Source organism: Vibrio sp. sp1, from assembly GCF_016920955.1.
GTDB classification, from domain to species: Bacteria; Pseudomonadota; Gammaproteobacteria; order Enterobacterales; family Vibrionaceae; genus Vibrio; species Vibrio alginolyticus.
On the sequence record NZ_CP060590.1, the window covers coordinates 317,622 to 342,971 of the forward strand.

At 45.4% G+C, this 25,350-nt stretch carries 27 protein-coding genes; 14 read left to right on the forward strand and 13 right to left on the reverse strand.

The features are described from left to right. Window positions 1–205 precede the first annotated feature (205 nt). Window positions 206–1,636 carry a sodium:proton antiporter NhaD gene (nhaD, locus tag H9L11_RS16985; protein ID WP_017633821.1) on the forward strand — a complete coding sequence of 477 codons (1,431 nt, stop codon included), beginning with the start codon at window positions 206–208 and terminating at the stop codon, window positions 1,634–1,636. Window positions 1,637–1,673: 37 nt separating this feature from the next. On the opposite strand, the gene H9L11_RS16990 is transcribed toward nhaD, so the two are convergent. Further along, window positions 1,674–2,069 carry a GFA family protein gene (locus H9L11_RS16990; protein WP_205391304.1) on the reverse strand — a complete coding sequence of 132 codons (396 nt, stop codon included), beginning with the start codon at window positions 2,067–2,069 and terminating at the stop codon, window positions 1,674–1,676. Window positions 2,070–2,270: 201 nt separating this feature from the next. On the opposite strand from H9L11_RS16990, the gene H9L11_RS16995 reads away from it, so the two are divergent. After that, window positions 2,271–2,879, forward strand: a complete 609-nt coding sequence (locus tag H9L11_RS16995) for a YitT family protein (RefSeq protein WP_033907220.1) — start codon at window positions 2,271–2,273, stop codon at window positions 2,877–2,879. Between the two features lie 72 nt (window positions 2,880–2,951). Here the strand turns inward: H9L11_RS16995 and H9L11_RS17000 are convergent, their stop codons facing one another. The 3 genes from H9L11_RS17000 to H9L11_RS17010 all read right to left on the reverse strand — a co-directional run bounded on the left by H9L11_RS17000 (window position 2,952) and on the right by H9L11_RS17010 (window position 5,717). Continuing rightward, entirely contained in the window at window positions 2,952–3,770 is an 819-nt protein-coding gene (locus H9L11_RS17000; RefSeq protein ID WP_064376354.1) for a hypothetical protein, read from the reverse strand. A 100-nt stretch (window positions 3,771–3,870) separates the two neighbouring features. Further along, on the reverse strand, window positions 3,871–4,353 hold the full coding sequence (locus H9L11_RS17005; protein ID WP_005374431.1) for a methylated-DNA--[protein]-cysteine S-methyltransferase: 483 nt from the start codon (window positions 4,351–4,353) through the stop codon (window positions 3,871–3,873). After that, a complete protein-coding gene (locus H9L11_RS17010) occupies window positions 4,350–5,717 on the reverse strand; it encodes an AlkA N-terminal domain-containing protein (protein WP_064376353.1) in 1,368 nt (455 codons plus the stop codon). The genes H9L11_RS17005 and H9L11_RS17010 overlap by 4 nt, the downstream gene beginning before the upstream one ends. Before the next feature lie 194 nt (window positions 5,718–5,911). Here H9L11_RS17010 and H9L11_RS17015 point away from each other — a divergent pair, with 194 nt between their 5' ends. The 3 genes from H9L11_RS17015 to H9L11_RS17025 all read left to right on the forward strand — a co-directional run bounded on the left by H9L11_RS17015 (window position 5,912) and on the right by H9L11_RS17025 (window position 7,590). Further along, window positions 5,912–6,115, forward strand: a complete 204-nt coding sequence (locus H9L11_RS17015; protein ID WP_017633816.1) for a hypothetical protein — start codon at window positions 5,912–5,914, stop codon at window positions 6,113–6,115. 326 nt (window positions 6,116–6,441) lie between these two features. Beyond that, a complete protein-coding gene (locus tag H9L11_RS17020) occupies window positions 6,442–6,885 on the forward strand; it encodes a DoxX family protein (RefSeq protein ID WP_005374434.1) in 444 nt (147 codons plus the stop codon). Between the two features lie 9 nt (window positions 6,886–6,894). Beyond that, the gene (locus tag H9L11_RS17025) at window positions 6,895–7,590 is read left to right on the forward strand and encodes a pirin family protein (protein WP_017821043.1); all 696 of its coding nucleotides are present in this window, start codon (window positions 6,895–6,897) and stop codon (window positions 7,588–7,590) included. An 81-nt stretch (window positions 7,591–7,671) separates the two neighbouring features. On the opposite strand, the gene H9L11_RS17030 is transcribed toward H9L11_RS17025, so the two are convergent. After that, window positions 7,672–8,565: a LysR family transcriptional regulator gene (locus H9L11_RS17030; RefSeq protein ID WP_005374436.1), complete on the reverse strand. Its 894-nt coding sequence runs from the start codon at window positions 8,563–8,565 to the stop codon at window positions 7,672–7,674. 149 nt (window positions 8,566–8,714) lie between these two features. Here H9L11_RS17030 and H9L11_RS17035 point away from each other — a divergent pair, with 149 nt between their 5' ends. Continuing rightward, window positions 8,715–9,068, forward strand: a complete 354-nt coding sequence (locus tag H9L11_RS17035; protein ID WP_005374439.1) for a DUF413 domain-containing protein — start codon at window positions 8,715–8,717, stop codon at window positions 9,066–9,068. 151 nt (window positions 9,069–9,219) lie between these two features. On the opposite strand, the gene H9L11_RS17040 is transcribed toward H9L11_RS17035, so the two are convergent. After that, on the reverse strand, window positions 9,220–9,471 hold the full coding sequence (locus H9L11_RS17040) for a DUF3081 domain-containing protein (RefSeq protein WP_005374440.1): 252 nt from the start codon (window positions 9,469–9,471) through the stop codon (window positions 9,220–9,222). 374 nt (window positions 9,472–9,845) lie between these two features. Here H9L11_RS17040 and nagB point away from each other — a divergent pair, with 374 nt between their 5' ends. Next, a complete protein-coding gene (nagB, locus tag H9L11_RS17045) occupies window positions 9,846–10,646 on the forward strand; it encodes a glucosamine-6-phosphate deaminase (RefSeq protein WP_005374441.1) in 801 nt (266 codons plus the stop codon). 90 nt (window positions 10,647–10,736) lie between these two features. Here the strand turns inward: nagB and H9L11_RS17050 are convergent, their stop codons facing one another. After that, window positions 10,737–11,603 carry a hypothetical protein gene (locus H9L11_RS17050; protein ID WP_005374442.1) on the reverse strand — a complete coding sequence of 289 codons (867 nt, stop codon included), beginning with the start codon at window positions 11,601–11,603 and terminating at the stop codon, window positions 10,737–10,739. A gap of 154 nt (window positions 11,604–11,757) precedes the next feature. Beyond that, window positions 11,758–12,984, reverse strand: coding sequence for a sodium/glutamate symporter (gene gltS / locus H9L11_RS17055; protein WP_025768732.1), 1,227 nt, complete (start codon window positions 12,982–12,984; stop codon window positions 11,758–11,760). A gap of 413 nt (window positions 12,985–13,397) precedes the next feature. Here gltS (H9L11_RS17055) and H9L11_RS17060 point away from each other — a divergent pair, with 413 nt between their 5' ends. Genes H9L11_RS17060 through H9L11_RS17070 form a run of 3 tightly spaced genes read left to right on the forward strand, consistent with a single transcriptional unit; the run spans window position 13,398 to window position 15,453 of the window. Next, window positions 13,398–13,769: a GntR family transcriptional regulator gene (locus H9L11_RS17060; protein ID WP_005374444.1), complete on the forward strand. Its 372-nt coding sequence runs from the start codon at window positions 13,398–13,400 to the stop codon at window positions 13,767–13,769. Then, window positions 13,766–14,623 (forward strand): ABC transporter ATP-binding protein, encoded by an 858-nt coding sequence (locus H9L11_RS17065; protein WP_033907224.1) that lies wholly within the window; start codon window positions 13,766–13,768, stop codon window positions 14,621–14,623. The genes H9L11_RS17060 and H9L11_RS17065 overlap by 4 nt, the downstream gene beginning before the upstream one ends. Next, window positions 14,623–15,453, forward strand: a complete 831-nt coding sequence (locus H9L11_RS17070; protein ID WP_064376352.1) for a hypothetical protein — start codon at window positions 14,623–14,625, stop codon at window positions 15,451–15,453. Before H9L11_RS17065 ends, H9L11_RS17070 begins: the two co-directional genes overlap by 1 nt. A 100-nt stretch (window positions 15,454–15,553) precedes the next feature. Here the strand turns inward: H9L11_RS17070 and gltS (H9L11_RS17075) are convergent, their stop codons facing one another. After that, on the reverse strand, window positions 15,554–16,789 hold the full coding sequence (gene gltS, locus H9L11_RS17075; RefSeq protein ID WP_005374448.1) for a sodium/glutamate symporter: 1,236 nt from the start codon (window positions 16,787–16,789) through the stop codon (window positions 15,554–15,556). Between the two features lie 862 nt (window positions 16,790–17,651). Here gltS (H9L11_RS17075) and H9L11_RS17080 point away from each other — a divergent pair. The 4 genes from H9L11_RS17080 (at window position 17,652) to H9L11_RS17095 (ending at window position 21,310) form a co-directional block, all read left to right on the forward strand. Next, window positions 17,652–18,446: a DUF4344 domain-containing metallopeptidase gene (locus tag H9L11_RS17080; protein ID WP_053308028.1), complete on the forward strand. Its 795-nt coding sequence runs from the start codon at window positions 17,652–17,654 to the stop codon at window positions 18,444–18,446. A gap of 24 nt (window positions 18,447–18,470) precedes the next feature. After that, window positions 18,471–18,857 carry a DUF393 domain-containing protein gene (locus H9L11_RS17085; protein WP_064376351.1) on the forward strand — a complete coding sequence of 129 codons (387 nt, stop codon included), beginning with the start codon at window positions 18,471–18,473 and terminating at the stop codon, window positions 18,855–18,857. A 175-nt stretch (window positions 18,858–19,032) separates the two neighbouring features. Then, the gene (locus tag H9L11_RS17090; protein WP_064376350.1) at window positions 19,033–20,694 is read left to right on the forward strand and encodes a methyl-accepting chemotaxis protein; all 1,662 of its coding nucleotides are present in this window, start codon (window positions 19,033–19,035) and stop codon (window positions 20,692–20,694) included. A gap of 121 nt (window positions 20,695–20,815) precedes the next feature. Further along, window positions 20,816–21,310, forward strand: coding sequence for a peptidylprolyl isomerase (locus tag H9L11_RS17095; RefSeq protein ID WP_020195057.1), 495 nt, complete (start codon window positions 20,816–20,818; stop codon window positions 21,308–21,310). Between the two features lie 117 nt (window positions 21,311–21,427). Here H9L11_RS17095 and H9L11_RS17100 read toward each other — a convergent pair whose 3' ends face one another. The 4 genes from H9L11_RS17100 to H9L11_RS17115 form a co-directional block, all read right to left on the reverse strand. Beyond that, a complete protein-coding gene (locus H9L11_RS17100; protein ID WP_064376349.1) occupies window positions 21,428–22,063 on the reverse strand; it encodes a DUF2268 domain-containing putative Zn-dependent protease in 636 nt (211 codons plus the stop codon). Window positions 22,064–22,131: 68 nt separating this feature from the next. Continuing rightward, on the reverse strand, window positions 22,132–22,923 hold the full coding sequence (locus tag H9L11_RS17105; RefSeq protein ID WP_064376348.1) for a LytTR family DNA-binding domain-containing protein: 792 nt from the start codon (window positions 22,921–22,923) through the stop codon (window positions 22,132–22,134). Between the two features lie 15 nt (window positions 22,924–22,938). After that, window positions 22,939–23,961, reverse strand: a complete 1,023-nt coding sequence (locus H9L11_RS17110) for a sensor histidine kinase (RefSeq protein WP_205391305.1) — start codon at window positions 23,959–23,961, stop codon at window positions 22,939–22,941. After that, entirely contained in the window at window positions 23,962–25,308 is a 1,347-nt protein-coding gene (locus H9L11_RS17115) for a hypothetical protein (RefSeq protein ID WP_064376347.1), read from the reverse strand. It abuts the gene before it with no gap. Window positions 25,309–25,350 lie beyond the last annotated feature (42 nt).

Below are 25,350 nucleotides of genomic sequence, written 5' to 3' on the forward strand. Positions count from 1 at the left end.
CGTTCCTTTTTTAGAGATTAGTCACTGGTTAACTTACGGTTTATATGCCGCTGCGGTTTTATTCGGCGCAGCAAGCATTGCGTCACTCAGAAAATAGTGGCGCACACTATCATTTCCTAACTCCTACTGTTAATTCGAGCTCTCTCACAACTAACTCATTCATTTGTGGCTAATATTTCTCCAACCAGACAAAGGAGAAATGTCTATGCCAATCTATCCAATTGTGGCTTTCTGCTGTTTGTTGTTCTCTAGCGCCACCTTTGCTGCATCAACCAATGAACTGAATCTTGTTAATTCTGGTGTCGGTTACGCGGCTCTGATTATCTTTTCGATCGCTTACATACTGGTTATGTTGGAAGAGTATCTGAAAATGAGAAAATCCAAGCCAGTGCTGCTCGCTGCAGGATTAATTTGGATTCTGATTGGCTACACCTTTGCTCAACACAACCAGCCTGAAATCGCCAAATCCGCACTAGAACACAACTTGTTGGAATATGCCGAGTTGCTGCTGTTTTTGCTCGTGGCGATGACTTACATCAACGCAATGGAAGAACGCAAACTCTTCGATGCCTTACAGGCGTGGATGGTTGGTAAAGGTTTTGGATTCAAAAAGTTGTTCTGGCTGACGGGGTTTCTCGCTTTTGTCATTTCACCGATTGCCGATAACTTAACTACGGCCCTTTTGATGTGCGCTGTAGTGATGAAAGTCTCTGGTGATAATCCTAAGTTCGTCAATCTTGCTTGTATCAACATTGTTATCGCAGCCAACGCTGGCGGTGCATTCAGCCCATTTGGTGATATTACAACCCTGATGGTGTGGCAGGCCGGTCATGTCAGCTTTGCTGAGTTCATTCCGTTGTTTGTACCGTCATTGGTGAACTACTTGGTTCCCGCATTTTTGATGTCACTTTTTGTTCCAAACACAAAACCGAATACGATTCACCAACACGTTGAGCTAAAACGCGGGGCAAGGCGTATTGTCGCGTTGTTCATTCTGACGATTGCCACCGCAGTCTCTTTCCACGCCTTGCTGCACTTCCCACCCGTTATGGGCATGATGATGGGCTTGGCCTACTTACAGTTTTTCGGATATTTTTTGCGTCAAACTCTTAAACACTCACTCGCAAAAAAAGCAGCTATGGCAATTGCCAATGGCGATGATCAGGCATTGAAGCGCTTAGGCTCAGTGGTTCCGTTTGATGTGTTTCATCGTGTGTCTCGAGCCGAATGGGACACCTTGTTGTTCTTCTACGGTGTTGTGATGTGTGTTGGCGGTTTAAGTTTACTTGGCTACCTCGAACTGGTTTCAAACGTCATGTACACGCAATGGAACCCAGTCTGGGCAAACGTAATGGTTGGTGTCCTATCTGCAATTGTCGATAACATTCCGGTTATGTTTGCTGTACTGACCATGGAACCAAGCATGTCGATGGGCAACTGGCTACTCGTCACATTAACCGCAGGTGTCGGGGGCAGTTTGCTTTCCATTGGCTCCGCGGCAGGCGTCGCTTTAATGGGAGCCGCGCGTGGACAATACACCTTCTTTGGCCACCTAAAGTGGGCTCCCGTCATCGCCTTGGGTTATGCCGCCAGTATTGCGGTACACTTGTGGATGAATAGCGGTTTATTTACTTAAAAACACCTAGAATTAGTCACTTAACTTGCAATGTAACCTAACGGTCGGATGGATGGTTAACGCCATCCATCACTTCAATCGCTCCCAACTCATATGGGTTGACGCCCTCTAAGCAGCCGACATTATAGCCATACTCACTCGGGTCAGAACGACGCTGATGGTGCGTATAAATACCGCACTCGCCACAGAAAAAGTGCTTCGCAGTGTGTGTATTAAATTGATACTGCTTCAAGAGTTCTTCGCCTTGCACAATACGAATACCGTTCAAAGGTACAGACGCGACAATCGCGCCACGACGTCGACACATAGAACAGTCACACCGTCTCGGCTTCTCAATACCATTGGGTAACGCCAGTTCCAGCTCAACTTTTCCACAGTGACAACTCAGTCGATGTAATGTGCTGATTTGGGTGTTGCCAACTTTCTTAATCATAACTTTTCCTTGTTGTTTTTCTATCTGTGTACATTATGTTAAACAGGTTAATATCATCATAATCTCGTCCAAAAACTCGACATCCATCACTTTTCGCGACATTTTATTGGCCGATTTGTTAGTTGCTATTTTGGCGATTGTCTATCGCGTCCGTGAGACGTGTTATCTCCGGCGCGGTTTTTAAACCAAGGAAATTAATTTATGGACAAAGATCATAGCCTAAGAGAGAACCTCTTGGCTCTGACGCTCGGCAGTGCGTTGGTGTCACTTGGGGTGATATTTTTTAGCAAAGTAGGATTGCTCACTGGCGGTACGGCTGGTTTGGCGATCTTCCTAACCAAAGTGAGTGACTTCAGTTTTGGTCAGATATTTTTCGCTCTTAACCTCCCTTTTTATATTTTATCTGTGATGCGCATGGGTTGGCGCTTCACTATCAATACCTTTATTGCGGTTTCGATTGTCTCTTTTGCGGTCGATCATCTGCATCATGTGATTGAGATTTCACGAATCGAACCTTTCTATGCGGCACTTTTGGGTGGTGGGCTGATTGGAATTGGTATGTTGGTAATTTTCCGTCACAAAATGAGTTTGGGTGGCTTTAACATTCTAGCGTTGTACCTTCAGGAACGTTTTGGAGTTCGAGCGGGTAAAGTTCAAATGGCGTTAGATTGTGCCATCGTGGTGATGTCACTGTTGATTGTAGATGTGCACCTTATCGCTCTATCTGTTCTAGGTGCCATCGCTACGAACTTGATTTTGGCGATGAACCATAAACCAGGACGATACCAAGCAAAAGCGCAAGCAGCATAATCATCGCTGCATAGTCAACAACCCTAAAGCCCCCAGCCAGTCGCTCGGGGCTTTTTTCATTCAACGCTAAGATCACGTCAACGAGCTCGTTTTGCAGTGCTGCTGCATCTCTTCATCCAATTTAGCTTTATATTTCTGGCTAAGATGGAAGTGTACTTGCATCAGCAAGTCATGTGCGTGGAACAGCTCAAGCGCGTCGCTACCATGTTGCTGACAAATATCTTCACAGCGCTCAGCATGCACTTTGGCTTCTTGCGGTTTATCCGCTTTAAGCAAGCTCATCGCTAAGCGATACTCTGCGCGCTCTTCTTGCATCCAACCCCCAGCCACTTTCCAATAGTCTAGCGCGAGTGTTGCTGCTTCTAACATCTTCGATTTTTCCATGGACGTGCGCTCAGCCAGCGCTTCGTACTGACATGCTAAGTTGTTTGCAGTGATCGCTATAGCGCGCGCTAATGGCCCTTCTGCATCGTTCGGCGTCATTCCTAACGCTGCTTTCACCAACCATTGACTCGCCAGTTCAAGCTGAGCAAGTGCAGAAAGTTCATTCGAAATCAAAGCGTAAACTCGGCGTTGTTCTTGCTCTTCCAATAATTCCATATTGTCAGTGCCATCTACGAAATAGCGCGCAACGGCAATACTGCGTTGAAATGCCAAACTCTCAGCAACCTTGCGTTCATCAAAGTGCTCTAAACAAGTAAGAAACTGTTCTGGGCACTGGAGATGCCCAATAGCGGTATGCAGCATCAATGCGAATATTCGCTCGATTTGGGTAACGTCTTCCACCTCGCTCAGAGCCGTTTCTAGCTGAGCATAAACTTGTTCGGGATTTTCCTCGTGATGCTGCCAACACTCACTCATGAAGGCATCAAAATCCGTTTTGAAAGGCATGTCCTTATTGTCCTTTTTCTATTCGTATAACGAATATGAAACTCTATACTATCGTTACCCCTGTGTAGCACGCTTAATCCCAATATGAGAATCGCCTCACTTAAAGCGGTGTACCTTGCTCCAGCGCGAGCAAACGTTGCTTGCGCTCCACTCCACCTGCATACCCAGTCAGTTTTCCGCTTTTGCCAATAACGCGATGACAAGGTACCACGATAGAAATCGGATTCTTCCCGTTTGCTAACCCAACAGCACGCACAGCTTTAGGGTTACCTATCGCATTCGCGAGATCTTGATAGCTCCACGTTTCCCCATATGGAATGGTCGTTAGTGCCTGCCAAACTTGATTTTGAAAATCAGTGCCTGTCGCTGCAAGGGGCAAGTCGAATTCGTTGCGCAGACCAGCAAAGTATTCATCCAGTTGGGTGACAGCTTGGCGCAAGACCGGATGCTGCTCGTCTCGCACCCCCAGCTCACTCGGCTTAGTGGTGCATGTTTCAAACCAAATGCCAAGTAAGCCCTCAGCGTTCGATTGGATAGTCACCGTTCCTAGTGGACTCGGCATTTCGGTATAAAATGTTTTCATGATTGATTCCATAAGTGAAACGTCGCGTAGCTTCCCCAAGGGGCCGCAGTGTGCGTATTCAGTGATGGGTAACGCTGCATCGCCTTTTTCACCACTAAGTCTTTATCTAGAAAGCAATCGGGTTGAGATTGCCCTCGCAGTTGAGCATAACTGACGGTCCAAGGTCCAATGCCTTTCAAAGCTAGCCACTGTTGGGGGTCAGCTTCTGAGTTGTCCTGCATAAACTGGGCGAAGCGCACTAGCGTCTCTTTACGGCTTTGCGGCATGCGCAAAAAGCTCACGTCGGCGTTCGCAATATCACTGGGAGTCGGGAAAAAACGTTTTTCTGACTCTCCACTAAGTGTGGCCACCAATAAGTTAAGTTGACCAATCGCAGCTTTAACCGACACTTGCTGGCCTAAAATCGCTCTAACCCCTGCTTCCCATGCACTCCATACACCAGGAATACGAATACCTTTACTCGACACGAGCCCAGGCGCAACATACTCCAAATGCTGCTCAACAGTACAAATATCAGCGTCAAGATCGAACATACGACGAATGTCAGACACCAAGTTTTGCAGCTTCGTTACGTCTTCAATTTCAAACGCCAGTTCTAAGTATCCTTCACCTTTTGTCGCTTTAAACCAGGCTTTGCTGTTATCCAAAAAAACGTTGCGCTGATAACTCTCATCACTCACTAGCTCAACCCCCTCAACCGCTCGCAAACGATAGAAGTCCAACATGTGCGACCAATTCAACTCACCTCGATAAGGTAAGGCAATTCGATTGCAACCCGCACCATCAAACTCTTTACGGCGTACTTGAGAAGGCGTTAGTTTGAGAAACTTTTGAAAAGCATCGTTAAAGCGGCGCGTACTGTTAAAACCTGACGCAAACCCCACGTCGGTGACCGACATAGAGCTGGAGTGAAGCAACTGTTTGGCGAACATTAGTTGCTGATATTGCGCATACTGCTTGGGTGACATACCTAGATACTGCTCAAACAACATACGTAAGTAACGGTCAGAAATCCCAACACGCTCAGCCAACTCAGACACCGAATGGTGATGCAACTCCCCTCTATCAATTAACGAAATCGCTCGTTGAAAGGTCGTCTCGACACCTTTCCATGCCCAAGATCCAGGCGCGCTGTCAGGTCGACAGCGTAAACACGGACGGTACCCTGCTTGAAGGGCTTGCGTCTTATCAGCGAAATACTCAACATTTTCTTCTTTAGGCAAATTTGCCGGGCAAATCGGACGACAAAAGATTCCCGTTGTTTTTACCGCCACATAAAATCGCCCATCAAAACGACTGTCTCGCGCGACTCGCGCCTTGTGACACTGCTCGAAGGTCAGTGAGGTATAGGGGTGAATAAACATAGTGCTTTCCTTGCTCATGCCTTTTGTCATTTATTGTTCATAGGCATCGTTCAATATAGTGTTATTGTAGCTTGCTTAAGCGCCCACAATTAGCCACTTTCGGAACTCAATATTGAGATTTATTGGCATTAGCGCTTTTGTACACTAAAGTTAGATCCAGAACATCACAACAACGTCGGCTAAAGGGAATTGGCATGGACTTACATACTTGCGTAATTGTATTAAGAAACCAAAAGGTTATTACCAGTAAATCCGTAGATCATTCTATTGGAATTATCGAAAGAGACTCAGATAACGAGATCTCAGAAATTCAGATTAATGCGACGGATGGACGTAATATTCGAACTTATCACTACAACAATGTAGAGGAGTCATTAGAGAGCTTAATGAACCTCTGACGGTTTTCTTTAACACACCTTTCTCCCTTGTTAAAAGCGAAAGCAATAGAGCACAGTACATGTGCTCTTTTTTTTGTTTAACAGCAAAAATGTTTATCGAAAATAATGACAGACCTTGATTTAAAACAGACAATAATCGGCAAATAAACACCCGAATATAAAAATCAAGACATTGATTTAAATAAATAAAAACCAATCATTCAATTTTTTAGAACGAGTTTATCAAAATCCTCCCGTTATTTTTATGCTCGCCTCTACCTAAACTGTTCTCAACAGCACGGGAGCACACGCTTCCCACTCATTGAAAAGAGTCAGAGGACAGAATCATGAAAGCACTATTACAGAAAATTACCACATCAAACGCAGGTTACAGCGCACTATCACTTCGCGTTCCAATCGGCATTATCTTTATGGCGCACGGCGCACAAAAACTATTTGGCTGGTTTGGTGGCTACGGCCTAGAAGGCACAGGTCAGTGGATGGCATCTATCGGTTTAGGTCCTGGCGTACTCATGGCGTTACTTGCGGGCAGCGCAGAGTTCTTTGGCGGCTTGTTCATTTTACTTGGTCTGCTAACTCGACCAGCAGCGGTTGCTTTGGCGTTCACGATGGTGGTAGCGATATTCTCTGTCCACTTTGAGAATGGCCTGTTCATGGCAAACAACGGTTACGAGTTTGGCTTGGCATTACTGGCAGCGAGCGTTTCTCTGGCGTTCTCTGGCGCAGGTAAAGCAGCGTTAGATAACTTTTTAAACAAAAAGCTCTCTTAAGGAGGCCTTATGATTACGGTAAGACATGCAGCAGACCGAGGTCGAGCAAACTTTGGCTGGCTTGATAGCAAACATACGTTTTCTTTTGGTAGCTACTACGATCCTCAACATATGGGCTTTTCTGAGCTGAGAGTCATTAATGACGATGTAGTCAAGCCTGGCGCGGGTTTTGATACACATGGCCACCGTGATATGGAGATCATCAGCTATGTGTTGGAAGGTGTTATCGCACACAAAGACAGTGAAGGTAACGTCAAAACACTACCTGCAGGTGAATTCCAACTCATGTCGGCAGGGAAAGGGATTTACCACAGTGAGTACAATGCATCGAACCAAGATACGCTGCGGTTTCTACAGATTTGGATTCAACCGAACACATTTGGAACCAAACCAGGTTATCAGCAAAAAGATTTTGGTCGCAATCCTGGGTTAACGACTATCGCAACTCCAACTGGAGAAAACGGCACGCTACTTATTAAGCAAGATGCGACTTTGCATCAGTTAATTCTTGAACCAAGTAGCGAACTAAACTTTGAGATTGAGTCGGGCCGAAATCTATTCATCCATCAAGTGACTGGGAGCCTTAGTGTCGACAATACCACTTTGACGGCTGGCGACGGCGCGAAGGTTGAACACCAGAGTAAGGTTGTTTTGCGCAATACATCAAACGAAAGCACAACAGCCCTGTTGTTTGACTTACCATAACTATCGATTCATCGAGATAAAAACAAAGCCGCCTTGATTTCTCAAGGCGGCTTTTTCGTTTTTCTGACTTTTCATTCAACGCTATTCGTCGGAAGTGCCAGAACCAATTTGCTGAAAACTGTAAGCGGTCAGTGGATCGATCTCTTTGACAATTTCTTCCACTTGCTTAATCGCGTCTACAGACGAGCTAGCTTTACGATAGCTCAAATAGATAGGGCGACACCAATCTTCTACTCCAGACACCTTGTGAAGCTGCCCATTAGCGATAAATGGCTCCACGAGAGAGATTGGTAAGTACGCGGCTCCACCCTTCTCTAAAATAAAGTCCAATGCGATACGCGCTGTTGAAGTGCGTAAATATGGAGCCGGAATCTTAGGGTGACGCTCAGAATGCTCTGAGGAGAAACGCGTCCCCCAGTCAACGTACACATATTTGTTTTCGAAAACGGTGTCTAAAGAATCTTTCTCAGTTGATACCAGAACGAGAACAACATCTGCCACTTTTTTACAGTTAAGCTCATCAGCTTTGATCTGATCGAACGCAAATGCCATATCTAACGTGCGCTCTAGCAAGCTACGACTGAGCATCTCACGTCCCATCACTTCTGCCATGAAGCCATAACCACCAAACGAATCTGTGACGACACTTAAACAATTCTGTAAATAAGCGTCCCAAATGTTTGGCGTGCCACCTAACGTTAGTTGCAGCGCTTTGCCATCTTCAAGCGATAATTCTAGCTTCGCTTGTTGCAATGTAGTGACCATTACCTCGGCATAGCTGATTAAGCGCTCACCTGCAGAGGTCAACTTTATGTTATTTCGATCACGAATAAACAATTGCGTATCGAAGTAACTTTCCAATTGTTTGATACGTGCGCTCACAGCGGCTTGGGTAATATAAAGGTTCTCAGCAGCACGTCCGAAGTGACGAACTCTTGCCAGCTCTAAAAATGTTCGAAAGACTTTTACATCCATAAACCATCTCCTGGTTAATATAAAACCAGATTAACAACTAATTAAAATCATGACGACAAAAAAGTTTTGTTTTTCTTTTGTTAGATTTAAGCCTAATTTTCGCCGTAAGTTCACTACATTCATCAATAACGGTTACAGAGGCTGTTGACATGTCTGACACTGAATTCCGTCATGGCAAAAAACGTTTTTACGATAACGTAAAATTCCCACGCGGCTTTGCAAAGTCTGGCGATTTTACTCTTTCAGAAGAGGAAATCCTAACAATTTATGGGGATACAATGCTTGGCTTAGAGTCAGGCGAATTAACACCTGAAAACAGCGAAGAGAAACACTTCATCAAGGTGTTAGAAAACCCGGGCAAAGCAAAAACAAAACTTGAGCGTACATGGCTAAAGTACACCCAACTTGCTCGTGGTCGCAAGCGCTTCCATACGCTAAATGGTCGTAACAAGCCTGACGCCACAGAAGAATACATTGAAGAGAGTTTGGTTGAAGACGATTAATAACCAATAACCTACCTAGTTCTCGCCTTTTTCTAGCAGTAGGCGAAAGCTCGTTTGACTTTACTGAGCGAGCAAGACAAGCTCATTTCTTCTCCTAAAGCCCAAGGGGGCATTCTCCCAAGGGCTTTTTTAATATTTGGGTGATGACCGTTTACTTGGCGAGCGTCGCAATCTTTTTCAGAAAGCTCTCTTTCAAATGCTCTTGGTCATATTCCAAGTGATAGGTGTTGTGGAAGCCAATTTTTAGCTCAACACCATTTCCTCTCAAGAAAACGTTGTACCCATCGTAGTCAGAAAACGCTTCTACACCTTCATACATTTTACCAAATTCGGTTGGTGTACCGTTGTTCATCACACATTCGTAAGCCTGTAGTACTTTGCTCGGATCTAACTCATTTTTCATACCGAATTCCTCACTGGTTTACACATTTCAATTATGGTTAAAGAATGAGCGCCATGCCATATCTAACCCATAATATTTGAAGTTCGTGTGCGATTTCGCACTCTGTAGGTTGTTAAAAAACAAGGTTAAGTGCGAAGGCAGAACTTAATTTAGATCATAAATTTTATCTATTGATTCGTCAGTTTCATAATGCAATTTCTTTGTAAAAAATCGTCTTATAAAAGCATTTAGATATAAAAATCGTCGACAAAACCAACATTGGTTAAAGAAAAAGCAAAATTTTGACCTAAAACAATAGCAGTTCGCCACCACTTATTTTATAATGCGAATTAATATTTCAGTACATCGTCAATTCCAATAACTAGGGGCACAAAATGAGACTTATCCCGTTAACTCGAGCAGCACAAGTAGGTAAGTGGGCAGCTGCGCATATCGCTAAGCGTATCAACGACTTTAAACCTACCGCTGAGCGTCCATTCGTTCTGGGTCTACCAACTGGTGGCACTCCTCTAGCAACCTACAAAGCCCTAATCGAGCTTTACCAAGCCGGCGAAGTCAGCTTCAAAAACGTCGTGACTTTTAACATGGATGAGTACATTGGCATCCCTGCGGATCACCCAGAATCTTACCGCTCGTTCATGTACAACAACTTCTTTAATCACATTGATATTCAAGAAGAAAATATCAACCTACTGAACGGTAACACAGACGATCACGACGCAGAATGTAAGCGTTACGAAGACAAAATTAAGTCTTACGGCAAGATCAACCTGTTCATGGGCGGCGTGGGTAACGACGGTCACATCGCGTTCAACGAGCCAGCGTCATCTCTTTCTTCTCGTACTCGCATCAAGACCCTCACTGAAGACACTCGCATTGCGAACTCTCGCTTCTTTGACGGCGATATCAACCAAGTGCCTAAATACGCGCTGACTATCGGTGTTGGTACGCTTCTAGACTCAGAAGAAGTGATGATCTTGGTCACTGGCCATAACAAAGCTCAGGCACTTGAAGCAGCCGTGGAAGGTTGTGTAAACCACCTATGGACAGTTTCTGCTCTTCAACTTCACCCTAAAGCGGTGATCGTATGCGACGAACCAGCTCAACAAGAACTGAAAGTGAAGACAGTGAAGTACTTCTCTGAGCTAGAAGCAGAAAACATCAAAGGCTTTTAACCCATAGGATGGCAGCCTAGAAACACACTAAAAATACAAAACCCGTGTTGAACACGGGTTTTTTCTTATCTGAACAGCGGGCTTAAGTCGTCAATAAGCTTTAATACCAAACTGACGAAGACGCTTAGGAAGCACTTCATCCAACTTGTCTAGTTCACTCGGTTCGACTTCGATAAGATTGAAATGATGCTGCTCATAAACAGTACGAATGGTCTCACGGTCGGCCTGAGCCATCTCCCCATCGTCACTTCCCCAAAATTGCAAATAGACTTTGCCACCTGGCAAGTAAAAATCGCTAGTGACATCTTGGTCAATCGGCAACTGACGCTCATAAGCGTGCACAACACCAGCCAAGTACAGCCAGTTGTCGATGAGCAACTCCCCCTTAGAGCGCACGTAATGCCCATCTAATGTTCGGTGCTTGGCTTCAAATTTTTGGCGAAAGCTTGAGTACGATTTATCCGTAGAATGTGACTCCGCGTCTTGCCCTAAAAACTCAATGACAGACTGCTTAAGACGCTTGTTACGCAGCACCACATCGTGCCATACGACAAAGGTATTTTGTGTTTCTTTATCGGTTCTTTGCTGCCCACCAGCGCGCACACCAGCTTCTGTGACACTCCACCCCTCTTCGGATTTGGTCAACCAACCCAGTTCACTCAAAAGCTGGTTCATGCGCTTCGCATTCAATTTCAGCTTTTCACCCAGTTGTGTCGCGCTCAATGTTTTCCCTGAGCTGGGAGTCAGCTCAATATGTAAGTTGGTCGGCCAGACGATGAACTGGCCAAATTTAGGGTGATCCACATACTCACCGCCAAACTTTGCCCCTTCTTCGGTCAAAATCCACTTTTCATCTTGGCGAACGATGTAGCCTGCACGTTTGAGATCGGCAAACAGCAGCTTAGCTTCTACCTTGCGCATTTTCGCTAATGCCGACGTCGATATTTTTTCAGACATGTGGGTACCTCATGCTGCTGCAAAATTGAACACTATGTCGTCATAGTAACGTATTGATTTCACGGCTTGAAGTCAGGCAAACAAGATTTCGTGTTACAAATAGCAAAGCCAGCGTATAGGTGCTGGCTTTGTTATTTCGGTAAAAAAGCGAATGTTATTTAATAAAAGCGATGCATCCTTGCAAAATCACTAAATTCACAATGTCGATGAAGAATGCACCGACAATTGGAACCACCATAAATGCTTGTGGTGATGGACCATATCGACTCACGATGGAGCCCATATTCATGACCGCAGTCGGTGTAGCACCTAACCCAAAACCGCAGTGTCCGCTAGCGATCACCGCCGCATCGTAGTTGCCTCCCATCATGCGGAATGTTACGTAGTAAGTGAACATCGCCAACACTGCCGACTGAATAGCAAGAATAATAAGGAATGGGATCGCAAGATCGAAAATATTCCACAATTTCAAACTCATCAAGGCCATGGCAAGAAATAGAGATAGTGCAACTGTGCCAAGAATATCAACGGTTTCTAAATCAACCTTGCGCGCCTTCGTCACTTCCATGATGTTAGTGATAACAACACCAATAAACAGCGCATACACAAAATCGGGAATCATTAGCCACTTGATGTCAAAACTGCTTACCCAACTCTCCAGATACTTCGCGCCTGTCACGCAAAGTAAAATGATGGACAAGCTTTCAACGACTCTTTTCGCTGTGACACGATCTTCCTCATGTTCGTTGTACGTCACCAGTTCAGGGAAACTCTGATGACTTTGATTGGTGCGTCCGTATTCCGATTCCAAGTTGTGTTTGTTTAGTAGCTTTTGTGCAACAGGGCTGCCAATAATCCCGCCCATCACCAAGCCAAATGTAGCAGAAGCCATTGCCACCTCTAGAACATTATGCAAACCATACATTTCTTGAAAAGTTTGCGACCACGCAGCTCCAGTTCCATGTCCGCCAGAAAGCGTAATGGATCCGGCGATCAACCCCATGAGTGGATCTAACCCCAACGCTGTTGCTAAGGACACGCCGACCGCATTTTGGATAAGAATGTAGACCGATGCCACAACTAGGAAGATGAAAACCTTCGCACCGCCTTTAATCAGTTGGGTGTAATTTGCCGCTAAGCCAACGGTTGCAAAAAACATCAGCATAAAGACGTTTTGCAGTGGTAAATCAAAGGAAACATCCACACCGTTTAAGTGCATCGTCGTGATTACGCAAGCGACCACTAGACCACCAACAATTGGCTCTGGAATATTAAATTTTTTTAAGGTTGGTAACTTGGTATTGATGAACTGCCCTAAAAACAACACGCAAATTGCGACGAGGAACGACTCCTGTGGGCCGATAGATATTACCTGATTCATGAGACCTCTTTACTCTACTCTTTCTCATTCATTGAGCACGCGCTCAACGTGAGATAGGTGCCTAAGCCAGTCAGATTGCCTCTCGAAACTTTTGTTTTCTAGGCCTCTTTGACCATTGATTCTCATCAAGTAAGAAATAGGCAAACCTAAAATTATGCTAATTATCATTCAGTGAGAATATTCATTTAGAACAGGCGATAAGTGTATTGATGGGAAGAGAAAAACAACACTTCTCAACTTATGAGAAGTAATTAATTTCCATATAAAACAAAACCTCAAAACAACGACCACATAGGTGGATATTTAGAGCGAATGAGACAGGCGGATACACTAGGTTTTAAATTATTACTTTCTCTCTAACGCACTAGGTGTTATACATATATATAACACCATCTCAACCAAGAGATTCACTCATGACTAATTGGCATGATCGCCAACCGATATTTCGACAGTTGGCAGACCAGATCACGCAGCAAATACTGCAAGGTGTCTGGCAAGAAGGCGATGCTCTGCCCTCCGTCCGTAGCATCTCTGCAGATATGAAAATTAACCACCTCACAGTTATGAAAGGCTATCAATTGCTTGTTGATGACGGGCTAGTGGAGAAAAAACGCGGTCAAGGTATGTTTGTCGCTTCAGGAGCAAAGCTCAAATTACTCGCAGACGAGAAGGCACGTTTTCTTCAGCAACAAATTCCACAGATAGCCGACACAATACAGCGTCTGGATATGTCACTCGACGAATTCATTCAACAACTAAAACCACACTTGAAAGGTGACCAATGAGCGCATTAGTCAGTGTAAACAACGTCTCCAAGCAATATCAGCAACAAGGAGAAGCACTGCATGAAGTGAGTTTCGACCTACATGCAGGACAAGTACTTGGCTTACTCGGCCATAATGGCGCAGGTAAATCAACGCTTATTAATGCCCTACTCGGTGCACATGAATATCAGGGCACTATTCGTATCAACGGATTTGAACCCATTATGCAACGCGACAAGATAATGCAGAGCTTATCCTACATCTCGGATGTCAACGTTCTGCCAGATTGGATGACCGTTGCTCAACTGCTTAACTATACCGAGGGCGTGCACTCAGGGTTCAATCGCGCCCAAGCAGATACGCTACTTCGTCAAACGGACATCAAACCTCGTGCGCGTATCAAATCTTTATCCAAAGGGATGAAGGTGCAATTACACCTCGCGATTGTGATCGCGACCAACACCCAAATCCTCATATTGGATGAACCGACACTCGGGTTAGATCTCGTGTATCGCGAGACGTTTTATCGTCACTTATTGGAATGGTTTCACGACGGCGAGCGCGTGTTGATCATCGCCAGTCATGAAGTATCAGAGATTGAGCACTTGCTGACAGATGTTCTGATTCTTAAGCATGGTCGCCCCGTTCTGCAAACCTCGATGGACAGTATCAGTGAAGACTATTTCATTCTTGAAGCCAACAACGAGCACCGCACACAAATTGAAGCGATGAACCCACTCTCGTCACAAAAAGGCCTCGGTTCAACGAAATGGTTACTCAAAGCCCAGTATGCCCAACAAGCAGAAACAATGGGCTCCATCCATGGGGTGAAGTTAGCGGATTTATTTTTAGCATTGCAGAAGGAGGCAGCGTAATGCGCTCAGTTGTCGCGATGTTGCAAAAAGAGTGGTTAGAAAACCCTCTTGTTTTACGTATTCCACTGTTTGTGTTGGCGTGTGGAGTTATTCTCTTTGTGAGTTTAATGAGTAACGACACTCTACAACACAATATGTTTTTCCAAATGAGCTTTGGTGGCGATGTCAGTGACATTCACAAAGAGCTTGGTGATGATGTCAATACGTTGATAACCGGAGGAGCAGGGCTGCTGTCTATCTTGTTAGCCGTTCAGTACTTCCCAAGAACGCTACGCAAAGAACGGGCGGAAGGCTGCATTATGTTTTGGCGCAGTATGCCTGTCAGTGACATAAAAACCCATTTAGTGAAGCTAGGATTTGGCTTATTGGTGATTCCGCTCGTCTGCTCGGTGCTCGTACTCGCTGCAAATTTAATGTTGTGGTTGCTGAACATCTCTACTGATCACCAATTGGCTTTATTGTACCGCCAAGCCTCGTTAGGTTACGTGCTGCTGCATTGGGGAGAGTTTTTAATCAGAATGTTTTTCGCCGGTATTCTGCTGTTACCGCTGGCATTAACTGCGATGGCTATTTCACAAAAAGTGAACTCACCACTGGTCATTTTGTTTATCGCCATTTATGCGCTGCGTTGGATGCCTATCGCACTTTTTGGTTTCTACGGGCTAGATCAGTTTTTCTCCGAAGTGCTTTACCTTCCGCTGCACGCCATTATTACACCAAACCCATTCAATGCCATTCCTCAAGCGGGTTGGTTAAACGTTGGCATTTACGCCTTCATTGGTATTCTTGGTTGGACAGCTAGCCTCAAGTTCAGCCGAACTATCCAATAATGCTTCGTTCAATAAACGACCAAACCAAGTCATAAAAAAACGGTCACAACCAGTGTTGTGACCGTTTTTATTTCGCCTCTAGGAGCTCATCCACTTAACTTTAACCAAGGAATGAAATGTAGCCTTGCAAGATAATTAAGTTGACGATGTCGATAAAGAAAGCGCCCACAATTGGCACCACCATAAATGCTTGTGGCGACGGGCCAAATCGGTTAACGATTGAACCCATGTTCATTACGGCTGTTGGGGTTGCACCCAAGCCAAAACCGCAGTGCCCCCCTGCAATAACCGCAGCATCGTAGTTGCTTCCCATCACTTTGAACGTAACATAGTACGTAAAGATAGCTAAGACGACAGACTGCACAGCTAAAATAACCAAGAATGGAATCGCTAGATCAAAGATATTCCATAACTTCAAGCTCATCAGAGCCATCGCTAGGAACAGAGATAGCGATACCGTACCTAACATATCGACCGTTTCGGCATCTAACTTACGAATCTTGGTCACTTCCAAGAAATTCGTAATGATCACACCAATGAATAGCGCATATACGAAGTCTGGAATCATCAGCCATGAGATTTCATACGTGCTTACCCATTGCTCGACATACTTGGCCCCAGTAACACAGATCAGTAGGAAGAAGAGTTTCTCCACCACTTTTTTCGCCGTTACTTTATCTTCTTCGTATTCATTGTAAGTCACCAACTCCGGGAATTTCTCGTGAGTTTTGGCATCTCGACCACCACGACCATACTCAGACTCTATGCTGTTCTTTTCCACCAGACGCTGCGCTACAGGGCTACCAATGATACCGCCGATGATCAAACCAAAAGTCGCTGATGCCATTGCAATTTCTAAGACGTTATCCAATCCATACACGTCTTGAAAGGTTTGTGACCACGCAGCACCTGTACCATGACCACCTGACAGAGTAATCGAGCCAGCAATTAACCCCATCAAAGGATCTAAACCGAGCGCCGCCGCAAGTGAAACGCCAACGCCGTTTTGTATGATGATGTAAAACGATGCGACAGCTAAGAAGATAAAAACCTTCGCACCTCCTTTCATCAACTGAGTGTAATTTGCGGCCAAACCAACTGTCGCAAAAAACATTAACATAAACGTATTTTGTAATGGCAAGTCGAACTCTAAATCGATGCCGTTGAAATGAAGAGCAGTAATCATGCAGGCTACAATAAGACCACCTACAATCGGCTCAGGTATGTTGAATTTCTTTAAAATCGGTAGCTTAGCATTAATAAAATGCCCCAGGAAAAGCACACTGATTGCGACCAAGAAGGACTCCAGTGCACCTACAGATATTAAATGATTCATATCGCCTCTTATTATTGTTCTCTTCATTCTCCGTAATGAATGAGTGTTAGTTTAACCTTCGTTCAATAGCAAATTTTCTCGCTTTATTGTTTCGAAAATACTCAAAAAGTTGGTGTAGATGCGCCTTAGGCTAGTTTAAGGGGCGCTCCTTAAGCGATGTGTCAGTTTTTACGCTGTTAGCAAGCCCTTAAATGTGAAAGGAGCTGATACAGCTCCTTCAAATGGCCCCTCGCAATACCTGTGCGTTATCGCTTGGGCTGTCGTGTTGTGAGTAAATTCTGGGTGACACTTTCTGAACCACTTCGGGCTCCCTTACTTAAACAGAATGTGTCAATTACTATCAAACAAAGTTCCTTCCCGTTGTAACCGCTAAACGCCGAGAGCGCGTTCAAAACAATTGGGTTTGCCTGTTCCTGTCGTAGCTTTTCAACTCTGGCTCATGGTGTATAAACGAGCCGAATCCAAGGAAACTCTCAGGCTGCTACAAACGTTTTCGTCACAACGGAGCAGGATTATAACATATCGCTGATAATTTTCTTCAATTCAGTGACATTCACCAACCCCATAGTTAAACCTTGCAATGATTAACTGCCTATTATCATTTTCACAGATAAAAATCGAAGCGCAGTTACTCAGTAAGCTTCTTAGAATACGATGCATAGCTAATAACTTCACCGCCGTTCTTATCCAAGAGGTCTTGATAAACGCCCTAGAGAACCAAGCAGCCGAAATATGCGATGTTATCATGATTGCTTTTCGAGACCGACGTCCCGACTTTGGCTAATGAGTACACCCCCAACTATGCATCAGACAAAAACATGTATAATTTTTTATACAAGTTATTCAATAACAAGAGTCCCACATGAACATTCATTCGCTTTGCGCTGCGCTATTACTCAGCATCGTCTCATCAGCTACAGCAGCTGAAAACATTCGTATTCAATATTCTCCCATAGAGACAACTCATGAAAAAATCGCCCAACAATCGATTCAAAGCAGCGATGTAAACACCATCTTTGTTGAGCTGTCTCAGGCCTACTTTCCATTTGATAAAGCTCTCACGCTGGTTTACGGCGGAGAAGATGGTCCAATGTATGATCCTGATACACACACAATATACGTTCCTTACACTTTTTATTTGGAGTCGCTCAATTACTTCTCCAATAATCAGTATGAAGAACGCTTCGGAAAATCCCCAAAAACAGGGGCGCTAGATACGTTATTGCACACTTTACTTCATGAAGCTGGACATGCTTACATCGAAGATCAAAGCATCCCTGTTCTCGGAAAAGAAGAAGATGCGGTCGATAATTTTGCCACTATTTTAATGATTGACTTCCTAGAAGATGGCGCAGATATGGCCATTAGCGCCGCCGACATGTTCGCATTCGAATCCGACGACAGACCGGACTACTACGATTTTGGCGAGTACATTGACGAACACAGCTTTGATTTGCAGCGTTACTTTTCAACGTTATGTTTGGTGTACGGTAGTGATCCTGAGCAATACAAAGCCTTACTCGATGAAGTAGAAAAAGACTACCTGCGTGATCGCAAAGAGTTCTGCCAATTCAATTACGGCAACATTCGCGACAATTGGCTGCATTACTTGCAAAACAATGAACCAAAAGAAAATTCGCCACGTAAAAGCGATTAGAAAATCTCAAACAAGAAAACCGCAATGACAAAACTCATCATATTTTATGACGGAACCTGCCCGCTTTGTGCCAAAGAGATGAAGGCGCTAAAACAACGCGATGCCAAGCAGCACATCAAAACCGTCGATATCTATAGTGATGCATTCTCAGATTATCCGCAGATCGATCCTGAACAAGCCAACACCATTTTGCACGCCCTCAACGAAAAGGGGGAACTTCTGCTTGGGTTGGATGTGACCCATCGTGCGTGGCAACTGGTCGGTCGCGGTTGGTTGTATGCACCGCTGCGTTGGCGCGCTGTCAAACCTGTTGCGGATTGGCTTTACCTCAAATTTGCCAAAAACCGCTACCGCGTCTCCTACTGGTTAACGGGCACTTCTCGCTGCAATAACGGTTCGTGTTCACGTTAATTGTGATCCTGCTTAAAAATGCTACGACCTTAGTCTAAATTTATAAACTTCCAGTACTTCTGATTGATTAACTCGGTTAATCTCTAAGCATTACAACAATAAGTATTAATAATTTTATCAGGCAAGCTTATTCAGCTTGTCACTTGTAACGCTGCGCCGAGAGAAGGACGTCTCTATGAATCTGACGATCAGAAAACGACTATATATCCTTTCAATAATTCCAATTCTAACCATGGCAATAGGCATGATGTGGTTCACCTATCTACAAACCACAGCCTACAACGAACACGAGATTGAGCAGACTCGAAGTCAAATGATGGAGATGAAAAAAGCCGAGCTCAAAAACTACGTCCAAATGGCGCGCTCCGCTGTCGAGCCACTGCTCGTTCAAAATGCCCCACTTGAAGAAGCACTGCCGATCTTGAAACAGTTGGAGTTTGGTCAATCCGGCTACATCTTCGGTTACGATTCAAAAGGCGTGCGTGTCGTGGTAGGTAAAAACACCAAAGGCATCGGAGAGAACTTCTATAACTTGCAGGACAAGAAAGGCAATTACCTGATTCAGGATTTGATCAAAAATTCCAAAACAGGTGAGTTCACGACTTATTACTTCCCGAAACTCGGTCAGAACGAAGCACTACCGAAATTGAGCTACTCGGTCTTTATTCCTGAATGGGATTTGATGTTGGGTACGGGCTTCTACACTGACGATATCGACGCCATTGTGGCAAACATGGAAGAAGCCGCGCATCAGGCCCTCAACACCACACTGACGGCAATTGCTCTGTTCTGTGTCTCGATTGCAGCCATCGTCGCGGTCTTCGCGGTGTTTGTTAACCGCAGCATCATGAAGCCTATTGAGCAGTTTGATGCTTCAATTCACTCTTTCGCGCAAGGCGATGCAGACTTAACCGCACGCATGGAAGAATCGAGCGTGCCGGAGTTCACCCAGCTGAGCCGAAACTTCAATATCTTCGTTGAAAGCCTGCAAGGCATAATCAAGAGCGTTAGCCACGTAGGGCAAGAAGTGGTTTCAGAGACCAACGACATGTCACAGCGAGCATCGCAAGTGGACGAATTGGCTTCAGGTCAACGTGAAGAAACCGAACAAGTCGCTGCGGCAATGACCGAGATGACAGCAACGGCGCACGAGATTTCCAACAACGCTAACCAAGCGGCGCAATCCGCCAAAGACGCTGATGATAACTCACAGCAAGCAAAACACATTGTTGATTCCGCAGCGAGCTCTGTCGAAGCGCTCGCTTTAGAAGTGTCAGAAGCCAGCACGGTGATTTCTCGTCTAGAGAGCGATGTACAAAACATTTCTTCTTCGCTAGAAGTGATTCAAGACATCGCTGAGCAAACCAACCTATTGGCACTGAACGCAGCCATTGAAGCAGCCCGTGCAGGCGAACAAGGCCGCGGCTTCGCAGTCGTTGCCGATGAGGTTCGTAAACTGGCGAGTCGCACTCAAGACAGCACAGGTGAAATTCACCAAATGATTGAGCAGTTGAAGTCTGGCTCGGATGCAGCAGTGAAAGCCATGGGTTCAAGCCAAGCGCGCGGTGAAGCAACGGTTGAAGAAGCACGAGCAGCCTCTGCCGCACTGCAAGAAATCCAAGCCGCAATTGCTAACATCATGGACATGAACACGCTGATCGCAACGGCAACCGAAGAGCAAAGCCAAGTTGGCCAAGAGATTTCACAACGTATTGAAGTGATCTCTCAACAAAGCAGCCAATCGGCACACCTTGCCAACCAAAACCGTGCAGGCAGTGGCAACCTTAACCACAAAGCTAACGAGCTGTACGACTTGGTCGGTCGCTTTACGGTTTAACGCTTTCCTCACTCTTACATCATGCATACAGCGACGCCAAAACGTCGCTGTTTTTATTTCTGCTATCCTCATACGACTTAGCTATAATGCCGCCAACTTAGCACCCATAAGGGCAAACCAGATGATTATTATGACCACCAATTTCGGTGATATCGAGATTGAACTGAACCTAGAACGAGCGCCAGTTAGCTCAAAGAACTTCAAAAAATACTGTGAAGATGGCTTCTACAACGGCACCATTTTCCACCGCGTTATCGACGGCTTTATGATCCAAGGTGGCGGTCATACAGAAGACATGGCAGAAAAGCCAACACGCGCCCCTATCGCGAACGAAGCAAACCGTGGTCTAAAGAATCTTGTTGGCACTATCGCAATGGCGCGTACCGATGCTCCGCACTCTGCAACGGCACAGTTCTTCATTAACTTGGAAGACAATGATTTCCTAGACCACACCGCAACTACCAACCTAGGCTGGGGCTACGCCGTGTTTGGTAAAGTGACTGCGGGTATGGATGTCGTAAACCGCATCGCGAAAGTAAAAACGACCTCTAAGCTTGGTCACGATGATGTGCCATGCGATCCAATCATTATCGAGAAAGTGACGATCAGCGAATAAACCCATTCGCCTCTGCAGAGAAATCGTCGCTATAAAACGAAGAAAGCGCCTAACGTCTGATGACTTAGGCGCTTTTTGTTTTTATGACTCAGCCGATTAGTTGGGCTTATAACGAAGTTATTGATAGAAAAGCTCAGCTTTGGCTCCGACTAAATCAAGCTCAGAGCCTTGAAAATCAGCCAGATATTCAGCAACAAGGTTGTACCCAACCCAATACCCCATGTATTTCGGCCAGCGGCTTTCATCGCTGCCAAGAAAGTAAGCGTCGAAGTTGTAATCTAGGCTGGTCAACTTATCTTTCACCTCAGCATAGAAAGGGCGCCAATCTTGATCCTTGATGTTCTCAAACAAGCTCGGAGTGACGCCGCCATTCACCTTACGTTCGAAGTGACAAGCTAACCCTTCCATAATCAGTACATCACCAAGTGCAACGCCACTTTCTCCCGCTCGCATACGGAACAGGTGATGCAACTCATGCGCTAACACCGCAGCTAGTTCTTTCTCAATAACGTTTTTAATATCAGTACGTTGAGTATCAAGCAGAATCTCTACACGATAGGCACTTAAGCAATAGCCACCGATCCCCGTCTGCGGTACGTCATTGCGATCAAACGGGCTAATGGTGAGGTCAATGTAACTCAAATCAAAGTAACTAGAAAGTTGTGAGCTCAGATCATCAAGTTTTTGATGTAAATACTCAGAGATTGGAGACAACTCTCCCGTCGCATTTAACAGGGTTACGCTATAATTCATTTATCTTCCTTGATAACTTGGGTTAAGAGTAGCGAGTTTACAGTGTAAAGAGTGAGCAGTTCTAGCGATTACATCCCTTTGAACAAACTTTGAGATGCACGGCTCACAGCGAGCTTAGTTTCTCCAACGTGAACAAACATTCTTCCAGCAAAGTCTTTGTTTACTTTGCTAATTTTGCACACTTGCACAACGCTTGAACGGTGTACTTGCCAGAACTGTTCTGGGTTAAGCTGCCCTATCAACTCTTTCAACGATGTGCGAATCAAATACTCCTGCACTTTGCCCTGTCCTTGTTGGGCATACACAGAAACGTATTTTTCTTCCGCTTTGAAATACAACACATCAGACGTGGCAATCAGATGAATATCTTTCCCTTGCGTCGCTTTGATCCACTGAAGATATTGCGGCGTTTGTGGCGCAGATAATTGTTGTAACTGTTCTAACAGGCTGCTCATCTGCACATTACTGCTTTCTTTCTCTCGCTTAGCAAGGCGTGCTTTCACTCTTTCACACGTCGTCAGGAGGCGCTCATCCGAGATAGGCTTGAGCAAATAATCGGCGGCATTTTGCTCAAAAGCTTTGATGGCGTAATCATCGTACGCGGTGACAAACACAATCAAAGGTGGATTAGCGAATTGATTGAGTTTTTGCGCTAATGTCATGCCATCCAAAACTGGCATACGAATATCAAGAAACGCGATGTCAGGTTGGCTTTGCTCAATGGCTTGCAACGCTTGTTCACCATCGGCGACTTTGGCTATCACCTCTAGCTCTGGCCACACTTCAGCTAGGCTTTTATCAAGATGACGCCTCAATAGCGGTTCATCATCAGCAATAATGGCAGTAAACCCTGTATTCATTCCTTTCTTCCTTGATTACGATTCCATTGGCCAGCGCAAGCGAACACAAACGCCACCCTGAGCAGACTCACTGATAGAGACCTCTCCTTGCCCTGCGAACAAAGCTTCAACTCGCTGCTTGAGATTACTTAGACCCACGCCAGAGCCCATGTGCCCACTAACGTGATTCAAGCCAACACCTGTGTCTCTGACTTCAATCTTCAAGTTCTGCTGTTCGCGCTTAATGAGCAAGCTGACTTCACCACCTTCTCGCTTTGGCTCAATACCATGGATGATGGCGTTTTCGATTAAGGGTTGAAGCATCATCGGCGGTAGCTCGGTTCTGCCTAATCCCTCTTCCACCTCAATCTTGTAACTGAGTCGGTCACCTAAACGGGTTTGCTGGATGCCTAAGTAAGCCTCAAGTAACGCCGTTTCATTGTCTATGGTGGTGTGTTCTTCGCGTGAGCTTTTTAGCGTTGCTCGCAGCAGTGCGGTTAACTGTTCTAGTATCAGCTTAGCTTTATCGACATCTTGCGACATGAGCGCGCTGATATTCGCCAAGGTATTAAATAGGAAATGTGGTTCAATCTGGCTTTGCATCTGCTTAAGCTGACTCAGCAACAGCGCACGATCTTGCTCTGCTTTCTCGCGTTTGATGGCTTCCAACTCTCGTTGAGCGATTGCATGTTGCTCGCGTGAGTAGAAATAGAAAAAGCACATGGCACTGAATAACAACCCCATGAGACCAACCGACAGCATACTTGAGATACCAAAGTATTCCCCAAGCCAAAGCTGGGCGTTCACCACACCAAACAATAGGCATGCCGTCAGCGAGATAGCCACTTCCGCCAAACGAGGAATGGTAGGAAATAGGCGGTCGACAAGCCATGAGAAGAAAATAGCCGAATAGCCAAATCCAAAGCTAACCGCCACATGAATATAGAATGGACCGCCCCAAACCGAGAGCGTCATTGCTGCGATAAAGAGACAAAATGCCGTGGTCACTAATAAGCTACGCGGCCATCCACTTTTCACCACTGATTTTGCTGAACACATTTAGAATTTCCCTTTGATGTTAAATACAATCATATGCTTATCATTGATTTGTGCGTAAGCAGATTGGTCGTCTCCGGTTAAAAAGCGTGCGGCAACTTCCACTTCTACACTTTGATCGCCGGTATCAATCCATTGGTAGTTAAGCCACTGCGTGACAATCACACCACCATCTTGTGGCGACAGCATCACATCCAACGTAGGGGTTACATCACTTAGCCAGCCCATATCCGCTTCGCCGTTCCATGCAGCCCATGCTTCTACATCCCAACTCCAGTGCAGCATTACGTTATGCTGAACGATATTGGCATGCTGAAACCCTTGGGCGTAGCTTGTCGCAAGTAGAGCGCTGCTAGCCAACAGAGAGTTGTTAGGTTCAGGGATCTGAGAGAGAAACTCTCCACGCTCTATTGCTTGTTGCCATTCGTTTTTCGACCATGCTCGGCTGTCGTACCAATATTCAGCAATCACGTTGTGTCCGGCTTGGTTTGCCCAGTTCAATCCAACTAAGGCTTGGAATGCGCTGCCCTGCTCCTCAACTGAAACGGGTTGGTAAAGGTCATCTTGCTGAAACTGATAGCCGACACTTTGCTTTTGCCACAGCATGGAACCGTGCATGGCGATGGATTCATCCCACACGGCAATGGCACTGGCTCCGAGTAAACCTCGGCGCACATCATCGTAATAACCAATAAGTTGATACTCGGTGTCACCCACCAGCGCATAACGACGAATACCAACACCTTGTTGCTCTGCGTCTTGATCAAGTGCACTTTGGTCTTGTTGCCCCCAGCTTGAATCCGTTGCAATCACCGTCCACTCGCCTGCCATATCGTAGTGTGAAAGTGAAAACACACCCGCACCTTCTTCTGCTACTAAGCCAACAGGATTTTGTCGATAAGGCTTAAACAGATCCAAAGGTCGGTAGCCATAACCCACGCCCCAATCAATGCGCAACTTACCTAAGCTCACATCAAGTGTGGTGTCACCGACTTGCCACTCCCCTAGCCAAGCAAGTTCTCGAATCAGTAGTTGGTTATCAGCTTCACTCCACCAGTCACTCTCTCCTTGTTGGTTGAGGTACAAACCTTGGCTGTACAGAGCGAACAAGCCACTGAAGTTTTGATAGTTCACTTGCACATCCAACAGTGCATTAAGTGAATCACGAGAACTGCCCTGCGCCTGCATAAATGCGCTATCACGCTGCTTGGCAGTTTCGTAACTGACAGCCCAATCCCACTCAAAACTCAGCTCATCATTGGCAAAAACTGGGGCTGCTGCGCCCACACACAACGACGCAGCAATCAACAAACTGGTGCTTTTGTTAAGGTTAGGCTGGTGCGATTTCATGTGACTTCCTTGCTCGTTTTCATGGTTCTATTTAAGGAGTTC

Coding starts and splice junctions, on each gene's coding strand:
- H9L11_RS17005 (WP_005374431.1), bottom strand. CDS start 4,353: ATGAAAACATTTTATACCGAAATGCCGAGTCCACTAGGAACGGTGACT.
- gltS (WP_005374448.1), bottom strand. CDS start 16,789: ATGAATCATTTAATATCTGTAGGTGCACTGGAGTCCTTCTTGGTCGCA.
- H9L11_RS17090 (WP_064376350.1), top strand. CDS start 19,033: ATGAATCTGACGATCAGAAAACGACTATATATCCTTTCAATAATTCCA.
- H9L11_RS17080 (WP_053308028.1), top strand. CDS start 17,652: ATGAACATTCATTCGCTTTGCGCTGCGCTATTACTCAGCATCGTCTCA.
- H9L11_RS17105 (WP_064376348.1), bottom strand. CDS start 22,923: ATGAATACAGGGTTTACTGCCATTATTGCTGATGATGAACCGCTATTG.
- H9L11_RS17020 (WP_005374434.1), top strand. CDS start 6,442: ATGAAAGCACTATTACAGAAAATTACCACATCAAACGCAGGTTACAGC.
- H9L11_RS17000 (WP_064376354.1), bottom strand. CDS start 3,770: ATGCCTTTCAAAACGGATTTTGATGCCTTCATGAGTGAGTGTTGGCAG.
- H9L11_RS17115 (WP_064376347.1), bottom strand. CDS start 25,308: ATGAAATCGCACCAGCCTAACCTTAACAAAAGCACCAGTTTGTTGATT.
- H9L11_RS17065 (WP_033907224.1), top strand. CDS start 13,766: ATGAGCGCATTAGTCAGTGTAAACAACGTCTCCAAGCAATATCAGCAA.
- H9L11_RS17100 (WP_064376349.1), bottom strand. CDS start 22,063: ATGAATTATAGCGTAACCCTGTTAAATGCGACGGGAGAGTTGTCTCCA.
- nagB (WP_005374441.1), top strand. CDS start 9,846: ATGAGACTTATCCCGTTAACTCGAGCAGCACAAGTAGGTAAGTGGGCA.
- H9L11_RS17025 (WP_017821043.1), top strand. CDS start 6,895: ATGATTACGGTAAGACATGCAGCAGACCGAGGTCGAGCAAACTTTGGC.
- H9L11_RS17110 (WP_205391305.1), bottom strand. CDS start 23,961: ATGTGTTCAGCAAAATCAGTGGTGAAAAGTGGATGGCCGCGTAGCTTA.
- H9L11_RS16990 (WP_205391304.1), bottom strand. CDS start 2,069: ATGATTAAGAAAGTTGGCAACACCCAAATCAGCACATTACATCGACTG.
- H9L11_RS17035 (WP_005374439.1), top strand. CDS start 8,715: ATGTCTGACACTGAATTCCGTCATGGCAAAAAACGTTTTTACGATAAC.
- H9L11_RS17040 (WP_005374440.1), bottom strand. CDS start 9,471: ATGAAAAATGAGTTAGATCCGAGCAAAGTACTACAGGCTTACGAATGT.
- H9L11_RS16995 (WP_033907220.1), top strand. CDS start 2,271: ATGGACAAAGATCATAGCCTAAGAGAGAACCTCTTGGCTCTGACGCTC.
- H9L11_RS17050 (WP_005374442.1), bottom strand. CDS start 11,603: ATGTCTGAAAAAATATCGACGTCGGCATTAGCGAAAATGCGCAAGGTA.
- H9L11_RS17085 (WP_064376351.1), top strand. CDS start 18,471: ATGACAAAACTCATCATATTTTATGACGGAACCTGCCCGCTTTGTGCC.
- nhaD (WP_017633821.1), top strand. CDS start 206: ATGCCAATCTATCCAATTGTGGCTTTCTGCTGTTTGTTGTTCTCTAGC.
- H9L11_RS17030 (WP_005374436.1), bottom strand. CDS start 8,565: ATGGATGTAAAAGTCTTTCGAACATTTTTAGAGCTGGCAAGAGTTCGT.
- H9L11_RS17010 (WP_064376353.1), bottom strand. CDS start 5,717: ATGTTTATTCACCCCTATACCTCACTGACCTTCGAGCAGTGTCACAAG.
- H9L11_RS17070 (WP_064376352.1), top strand. CDS start 14,623: ATGCGCTCAGTTGTCGCGATGTTGCAAAAAGAGTGGTTAGAAAACCCT.
- gltS (WP_025768732.1), bottom strand. CDS start 12,984: ATGAATCAGGTAATATCTATCGGCCCACAGGAGTCGTTCCTCGTCGCA.
- H9L11_RS17095 (WP_020195057.1), top strand. CDS start 20,816: ATGATTATTATGACCACCAATTTCGGTGATATCGAGATTGAACTGAAC.
- H9L11_RS17060 (WP_005374444.1), top strand. CDS start 13,398: ATGACTAATTGGCATGATCGCCAACCGATATTTCGACAGTTGGCAGAC.
- H9L11_RS17015 (WP_017633816.1), top strand. CDS start 5,912: ATGGACTTACATACTTGCGTAATTGTATTAAGAAACCAAAAGGTTATT.